Annotated in this window: 6 protein-coding genes and 1 pseudogene; 2 read left to right on the top strand and 5 right to left on the bottom strand. The window is 58.4% G+C overall.

The annotated features are described in order from the left end of the window. Positions 1-323 (top strand): annotated as a pseudogene (locus tag IM290_RS21255) (HoxN/HupN/NixA family nickel/cobalt transporter); the annotation flags it as partial. Positions 324-449: 126 nt separating this feature from the next. Here the strand turns inward: IM290_RS21255 and norW are convergent. Beyond that, complete coding sequence (norW, locus tag IM290_RS21250) at positions 450-1,583, bottom strand: NADH:flavorubredoxin reductase NorW (RefSeq protein ID WP_015571680.1); 1,134 nt, start codon at positions 1,581-1,583, stop codon at positions 450-452. Further along, on the bottom strand, positions 1,580-3,028 hold the full coding sequence (gene norV, locus IM290_RS21245; protein ID WP_017692783.1) for an anaerobic nitric oxide reductase flavorubredoxin: 1,449 nt from the start codon (positions 3,026-3,028) through the stop codon (positions 1,580-1,582). The genes norW and norV overlap by 4 nt, the downstream gene beginning before the upstream one ends. Before the next feature lie 187 nt (positions 3,029-3,215). Here norV and norR point away from each other — a divergent pair, with 187 nt between their 5' ends. Then, positions 3,216-4,730 carry a nitric oxide reductase transcriptional regulator NorR gene (gene norR, locus IM290_RS21240; protein WP_017382788.1) on the top strand — a complete coding sequence of 505 codons (1,515 nt, stop codon included), beginning with the start codon at positions 3,216-3,218 and terminating at the stop codon, positions 4,728-4,730. On the opposite strand, the gene gutQ is transcribed toward norR, so the two are convergent. From gutQ to gutM, 3 genes are all read right to left on the bottom strand, one after another. Next, positions 4,727-5,692 carry an arabinose-5-phosphate isomerase GutQ gene (gene gutQ / locus IM290_RS21235; protein WP_015571677.1) on the bottom strand — a complete coding sequence of 322 codons (966 nt, stop codon included), beginning with the start codon at positions 5,690-5,692 and terminating at the stop codon, positions 4,727-4,729. The genes norR and gutQ overlap by 4 nt on opposite strands. Further along, positions 5,685-6,458, bottom strand: a complete 774-nt coding sequence (locus IM290_RS21230) for a DNA-binding transcriptional repressor (protein WP_015571676.1) — start codon at positions 6,456-6,458, stop codon at positions 5,685-5,687. Before IM290_RS21230 ends, gutQ begins: the two co-directional genes overlap by 8 nt. A 63-nt stretch (positions 6,459-6,521) precedes the next feature. Then, entirely contained in the window at positions 6,522-6,881 is a 360-nt protein-coding gene (gene gutM / locus IM290_RS21225; protein WP_017692785.1) for a transcriptional regulator GutM, read from the bottom strand. Positions 6,882-6,912: the final 31 nt, after the last annotated feature.

The raw sequence follows: 6,912 nt of genomic DNA, 5'->3' as shown, positions 1-6,912 counted from the left end.
CGCTGGTGGATACGCTCGATAACCTGCTGATGGTGGGTGCCTACGGCTGGGCGTTTAACAAGCCGCAGCGCAAGCTCTACTACAACATGACCATCACCGGCACTTCGGTGGTGGTGGCGCTGTTTATCGGCGGCCTGGAAGCGATGGGTCTGCTGATGGACAAGTTCGCCCTCAGCGGCGGCGTGTGGGATCTGATTGGCGCGGTGAACGATAACCTGGGCGACGCCGGATTTGTGGTGGTCGGGCTGTTTGTCGCCTGCTGGCTGATCTCGATGGCGAACTATCGCTGGCGCGGTTATGACGCGCTGGTGGTGCGCTCCTGACGCTGAAAGTGTAGCGATAAAAAAAGCCCCGGGACATCGGGGCGGTGGACAACAAAATCCAAAGGTTAAGTAAGCGTGGCAGTACTGTAGGCCGGGTAAGCGGAGCGCCACCCGGCATGACGAGGGTTAAGCTGGTAGCGATTTCAGCAGCGCGAAGGCCTCCTTCATTCTGTCTTCGCTGACGACAAAGGCGCGCATCTGACCGTCGGTATCGGTGCCGCGCGCCACCATGCCCTGAGGCGAAAGGACAATCTCCCAGTCCAGATCCTGACGCTGCGTTTCACCTGCGAGATGCAGCGGTAGTTCCGGCGTTTTTACCTTCACCAGCATGGCGGGTAATTTCACCGGGGCGTTGCCGCCGAGCAGGTTTTTCGCCAGGAACATGGCGCTTAACTGAATCGGTTGCAGGAACGGCAGCACCTGGCCGTTAATTTCCGCGCAGTCGCCCAGGGCATAAATGTCCGGCTGGGTGGTTTGCAGGTAGCTGTCCACCTTCACGCCGCGATTGATCTCTGCGCCCGCGCGGTGCGCCAGCGCGGTTTCCGGGCGCAACCCCGTCGCCGCAATAACCACATCCACTTCCACGCTGCGGTTGCGGTCGAGCGTCGCACAAATGCCGGTTTCGGTTTTGCTTAGGCTCTGTAACTGCGATTTCAGCAGCAGATGCACGCCCATGTCGGTCAGACGATGCTGTAAGCGACTGCTTACTTCTGCTGGCATCAGCGCTGACAGAATGCTGGCCGCGTGGTCAACCAGGGTGACGGATTTTCCCGCCCGGCAGAAGTCCATCGCCAGCTCGGTGCCAATCAGCCCGCCGCCGACAATCATCACCCGCGTGGCGTCGCGTAACAGGGTCTCGCTGGCCTGATACTCCTGCTGGCTGTTGAGCGTGACCATCAGCTCGCGGCCCTCAACCGGCGGCACAAACGCCGATGCCCCCGTCGCCAGCACCAGCTTGTCGTACTGCCAGGTTTTATCTTTCGCGTTCACCACGTGGGCGTCGGCGTCGATATCGGTGACCCAGGTGTACGGAAACAGACGCAGGTTAAACTGTTCTGCGAACTCCCCCGCCGTCTGGCGGGTGAGATCGTCGGCGCGCTGATTCTGGCTAATGACGTGGCTTAAATCAGGCTTGTTGTACTCATCCATGCTGTCGGCGGCGATCACCGTCAACGGCACGTTAGCATCCTGTTTGCGGATATTTTTCACCAGCTGGCGGGCGGCAAAGCCCGAGCCGATAATGACGATGCCGTGGCTCATTTTGCCTCCGTTGCCAGTTCATCAAAGACGTCTTTCCCGAGGGAACATTCCGGGCAGAGGAAGTTGTCCGGCACCTCGCTCCACGGCGTACCCGGCGCGACATCCTGCAACGGCTCGCCCAGCTCAGGATCGTAAATCCACTGGCAGACGCTGCACTGCATGCAAGGGCCGAGGTCGGCAGCGGCAGGAGCGGCTTCTGCTACAGCTTTCGGCGTAACCGCCGCGGCGGGTGCGGTTTCCGGCAGCGGCGCAAGCGCCCACTGGCGGGCAATGTCGCGACCGTGCTGACGACAGATTTCCAGCGCGTCGAGATCCGGACGCCATTTCGCCTTCAGGCTCAGGGACATCTCAAAACCGGCATCCTGTAAACGGGTGGAGAGACGGTCTACCGCGCCGCCGCTCCAGCCGTGTGAACCAAAGGCGCTGGCGCGTTTGTTACGAAAGCGCAGGCCGGTCATCTCTTCTACCAGTCCGGCAATTTTCGGCATCATCACGTTATTCATGGTGGAGGTACCCACCAGCACGCCTTTGGAGCGGAAGACGTTGGTCAATACCTCATTCTTATCGCTGCGCGCCACGTTGAAGATTTTCACCGCCACGTTCGGGTCAACTTCGTTGATGCCCTGGGCAATGGCGTCCGCCATCATGCGGGTGTTGTTGGACATGGTGTCGTAGAAGATGGTGATGCGATCTTCCTGATAGTCCGCCGCCCACTTCAGGTACAGTTCGACAATCTGGGTTGGATTTTCACGCCATACCACGCCGTGGGAGGTGGCAATCATATCCACCGGCAGGTTGAAGCCGAGGATCTCGGTGATTTTTGGCGTGACCAGACGGCTGAACGGGGTCAGGATGTTGGCGTAGTAGCGCTGGCACTGTTCGAACAGCTCGGTCTGATCCACTTCGTCATTGAACAGACGTTCGTCGCAGTAGTGCTGGCCGAAGGCGTCGTTACTGAACAGCACCGCGTCACCGGTCATGTAGGTCATCATGCTGTCCGGCCAGTGCAGCATTGGGGTTTCCACGAAGATCAGCTGTTTGCCATTGCCGATATCCAGCGTGTCGCCGGTTTTCACGGTGTGGAAGTTCCACTCCGGATGGTGGTGGTGGCCGTTGATGGAGTCAATGGCGTTGGTGGTGCAGTAGATCGGGGTATCCGGAATGTGGGACATCAGCTCGGTCAGCGCCCCGGCATGATCCTCTTCCGCGTGGTTGATGATAATGTAGTCGATCTCATTCAGATCGATTTCGCTGCGCAGGTTCTGCACGAACTCGCGGCTGAATTTGTGATCGACGGTATCGATCAGGACGTTTTTACCTTCACGAATGAGATAGCTGTTGTAGCTGCTGCCGCGCAGCGTTTTGTATTCCGTCCCGTGAAAATCACGTACTTCCCAGTCACGTTGACCCACCCAATGAATGTTATTTTTAACCAGAATAGACATAGCAACCTCAACTTAATACGGCGTTTTCAAATAAGATGACTGTCATATATCAAGTTGCGTGCCAACTTTTTAACTTGTTGAAAATAATGTGTTTTCGTTTCGATGCTCCTTAGTGGGTAGTCATTTTGACTATCTTAAAAATTGTCAATATGACACTATGTATTGTCAAAATGACAGTGAGGCAGAGATGAGCTTTTCCGTAGATGTGCTGGCGAAGATCGCCATAGAACTGCAAACCGGTATTGGTCATCAGGACCGCTTTCAGCGGCTGATCTCCACGTTGCGCCACGTGCTGGATTGCGATGCGTCGGCGCTGCTGCGTTACGAAGGGCGGCAGTTTATTCCGCTGGCTATCGACGGTCTGGCGAAGGACGTACTCGGGCGGCGCTTTACCCTGGAGGGCCACCCGCGTCTGGAAACCATCGCCCGCGCGGGTGACGTGGTGCGTTTCCCGGCAGACAGCGATCTGCCCGATCCTTACGACGGCCTGATCCCCGGACAGGAGAGCCTGAAGGTGCACGCCTGTATCGGCCTGCCGCTGTTTGCCGGGCAGAACCTGATTGGCGCGTTAACCCTCGACGGCATGTCGCCGGATCAGTTCGATACCTTCAGCGACGAAGAGCTACGGCTGATTGCCGCGCTGGCGGCCGGGGCGCTGAACAACGCCCTGCTGATAGAACAGCTGGAGAGCCAGAATATTCTTCCGGGTAGCCCTACGGCGTTTGAGCAGGTGGCGCACACCGAAATGATCGGCCTTTCGCCGGGCATGGCGCAGCTCAAAAAAGAGATTGAGATTGTCGCCGCGTCTGATTTGAACGTGCTGATCTTCGGGGAGACCGGCACCGGTAAAGAGCTGGTGGCAAAAGCGATCCACGAAGCCTCGCCCCGTGCGGTGAATCCGCTGGTCTATCTCAACTGCGCGGCGTTGCCGGAAAGCGTGGCGGAAAGCGAGCTGTTCGGACACGTCAAAGGGGCCTTTACCGGGGCGATCAGCAACCGCAGCGGCAAGTTCGAAATGGCTGATAACGGCACGCTGTTCCTCGATGAAATTGGCGAACTCTCCCTTTCGCTTCAGGCCAAACTGCTGCGGGTGTTGCAGTATGGCGATATTCAACGCGTGGGAGACGATCGCAGCTTACGCGTGGATGTGCGCGTGCTGGCGGCGACGAACCGCGATCTGCGCGAAGAGGTGCTGGCGGGGAATTTCCGCGCCGATCTGTTCCACCGTCTGAGCGTGTTCCCGCTCACGGTGCCGCCGCTGCGCGAGCGGGGCGAGGATGTGGTTCTGCTGGCGGGCTTTTTCTGCGAACAGTGTCGGCTCAAAATGGGGCTTTCCCGCGTGGTGCTAAGTCCCGGCGCGAGGACGCACCTGCTGAGCTACGGCTGGCCGGGTAACGTGCGTGAGCTGGAACATGCGATCCACCGCGCGGTGGTGCTGGCGCGGGCAACGCGTTCGGGGGATGAAGTGGTTATTCATGCGCGCCATTTCGCGCTGCATGAGGAAACGATGCCGCCCGTGAAGCCGGTGATACCTGAGAGCGTGAACGAAAACCTGCGCGAGGCGACGGATGCGTTCCAGCGTCAGATGATCGCCCGCGCGCTGGAGCAGAATAACCGCAGCTGGGCGGCGTGCGCGCGGGCGCTGGAGATGGACGTCGCCAACCTTCACAGGCTGGCGAAACGTCTGGGGCTGAAGGGTTAAATAATCCCCGCCTGGTAGAAGTCTTGCAGGTTGATCGCGCCGCACAGCCTGCCGTGCTCGTCCACCACCGGCGCGGCGGTGATTTTGCGCTTCATCAGCACCTCTTTGGCTTCAATCGCGCGGCTGTCGGCATTCAGCGTCAGCCCGCCCTGGGTCATTGCTTCGGATACCCGCGCCTCCAGCTTGCCGCCGCCCACCAGCCAGCGGCGCAGGTCGCCGTCGGTGAAGACGCCCTTAACCTGGCGGTCATTGTCGCATACCGCAACCAGCCCCAGCCCGGTGCGGCTCAGCTCCAGCATGGCGTCCATCACGCTGGTGTCGAGTTTGACCTGAGGAATGGCATCGTCCGTGCGCATCAGGTGGTGAACTTTGTTGAGCAGACGAGCCCCAAGCGCGCCCGCAGGATGGGAGCGGGCGAAATCTTCCTCATTAAAACCGCGCGCCTGCATCACCGCCATCGCCAGGGCGTCGCCCATCATCAGGGTGTTGACGGTGCTGGAGGTCGGTGCCAGGTGCATCGGACAGGCTTCGCGCTCAACGGAAATATCCAGCGTTGCTTTCGCGGCCAGCGCCAGCGGCGAACGGGATTTGCCGGTCATCGCTAACAGGGCCACCGATTTTTCTTGCAGGCGAGGGATGATGAGATCCAGCTCTTTGGCTGAACCGGAGTAGGAGATAAACAGCATCACGTCGCGGCTTTCGATCATCCCCAGATCGCCGTGCAGCGCTTCGGCAGGATGCACGAAGAACGCCGGGGTGCCGGTGCTGGCAAGCGTCGCGGCAATCTTCTTGCCGATATGACCGGATTTACCGATACCCGCCACGATCACTTTGCCCTCGCAGTGGATAATGGTGTTGGCTGCACGAACAAAATCCTCACCCAGACGCTCCGGCAGGCGGCTGGCTTCCTGTAGCTCCAGCAGCAGGGTCTGACGGCCTGCGTTTAACAGAAAATCACTCATTTTTCTCTCCGGTTACGATCACGTCGATGCCCTTCGCTTCCAGCGCTTTTTTAAATGCCGGATCGATACCTGCGTCGGTAATCAGCTTATCGACGCTTTCAAGGCTACAGACAATGTTGGGGCTTTTACGGCCAAATTTCGACGAGTCCGCCATCAAAATCACTTCCCGCGCGGCGTTGCACATCGCTTTGCTGACGCTGAACACCTCGTTGAAGGTGGTCACGCCCGCGTTGAGGTCGATGCCGTCCGTGCCCATAAACAGCTTATCGAAGCTGAAGTGGTCGAAGGCATTCTCCGCCAGCTGCCCGTGAAACGACGCGGATTTTTTACGGAAGGTGCCACCGGGCATCAGGATGGTCTGCTCGCTGTCGAACTCTGACAGGGCATTGACGATGTGCAGGCTGTTGGTCATCACGGTGATGTTATTAAAGCGGCTGAGCAGCGGGATCATCTGTAGGACGGTACTGCCTGCGTCGAGGATAATGGAATCGCCGTCCTGGATAAATTTGACGGCGGCTTCGGCAATCAGCGCTTTCTGGTGAGTATTGATCAGCGTTTTGTGGTCGATAGGCGGGTCGGCTTCGTCTTTATTGAGCACCACGCCGCCGTAGGTACGAATGACGGCGCCGGAGTTTTCGAGCAACACCAGGTCCTTGCGTATTGTCGTGCCGGTGGTGTCAAAGTAGTGGGCCAGATCCTCTACCGAGCACTTTCCCTGCTTTTGCAGATGCTCAAGTATGGCCGCCTGCCGCTGACGTGGTTTCATAGGCGCTTCGTTCCTTACGTTGCGAAATGATAATTCCGCAAGTTTATAACTTTCACAACGAAATTATCCATGTTTCAGATTAAGCGCTAATGATAGTGCATTCTGACAGAGTGAATCATGGGGGAAGATCACATCAGGTTGTAATTCATGCAGCGAAATGCCGTCGATCGCCTGGATTTTGGTCGGACGGGCAAACACCGTTACGCCGCGCATGATGAGGGAATCGCAAACCATATTGTTTTCATCCAGCGCAACAGCGACGACAACCCGCGGTTTAAAGCGGCCGCCGGAACGCCCGACGCCCACGCGGCCTTTCTGGCACAGGGCATCAAAGGCGCGGTTAAACTGATGGATTTGCCAGCCGCCAAACGCCATCTGGCAAAGCCAGGCGAGGGCGGCGACGGTGATGAGTGCGGTGACCATATCGGCTCCTTAACTGCCGGGTGGCGGCTGC

It is taken from the genome of Enterobacter cloacae complex sp. S1 (assembly GCF_014930525.1).
GTDB classification, from domain to species: domain Bacteria; phylum Pseudomonadota; class Gammaproteobacteria; order Enterobacterales; family Enterobacteriaceae; genus Enterobacter; species Enterobacter hormaechei_C.
This window is presented reverse-complemented; position numbering and strand designations above follow the sequence as displayed.

Bases quoted from the DNA above. Each gene is read 5' to 3' on its own strand.
- IM290_RS21230 (WP_015571676.1), bottom strand. From the start codon at position 6,458: ATGAAACCACGTCAGCGGCAGGCGGCCATACTTGAGCATCTGCAAAAG.
- norR (WP_017382788.1), top strand. From the start codon at position 3,216: ATGAGCTTTTCCGTAGATGTGCTGGCGAAGATCGCCATAGAACTGCAA.
- norV (WP_017692783.1), bottom strand. From the start codon at position 3,028: ATGTCTATTCTGGTTAAAAATAACATTCATTGGGTGGGTCAACGTGAC.
- gutM (WP_017692785.1), bottom strand. From the start codon at position 6,881: ATGGTCACCGCACTCATCACCGTCGCCGCCCTCGCCTGGCTTTGCCAG.
- norW (WP_015571680.1), bottom strand. From the start codon at position 1,583: ATGAGCCACGGCATCGTCATTATCGGCTCGGGCTTTGCCGCCCGCCAG.
- gutQ (WP_015571677.1), bottom strand. From the start codon at position 5,692: ATGAGTGATTTTCTGTTAAACGCAGGCCGTCAGACCCTGCTGCTGGAG.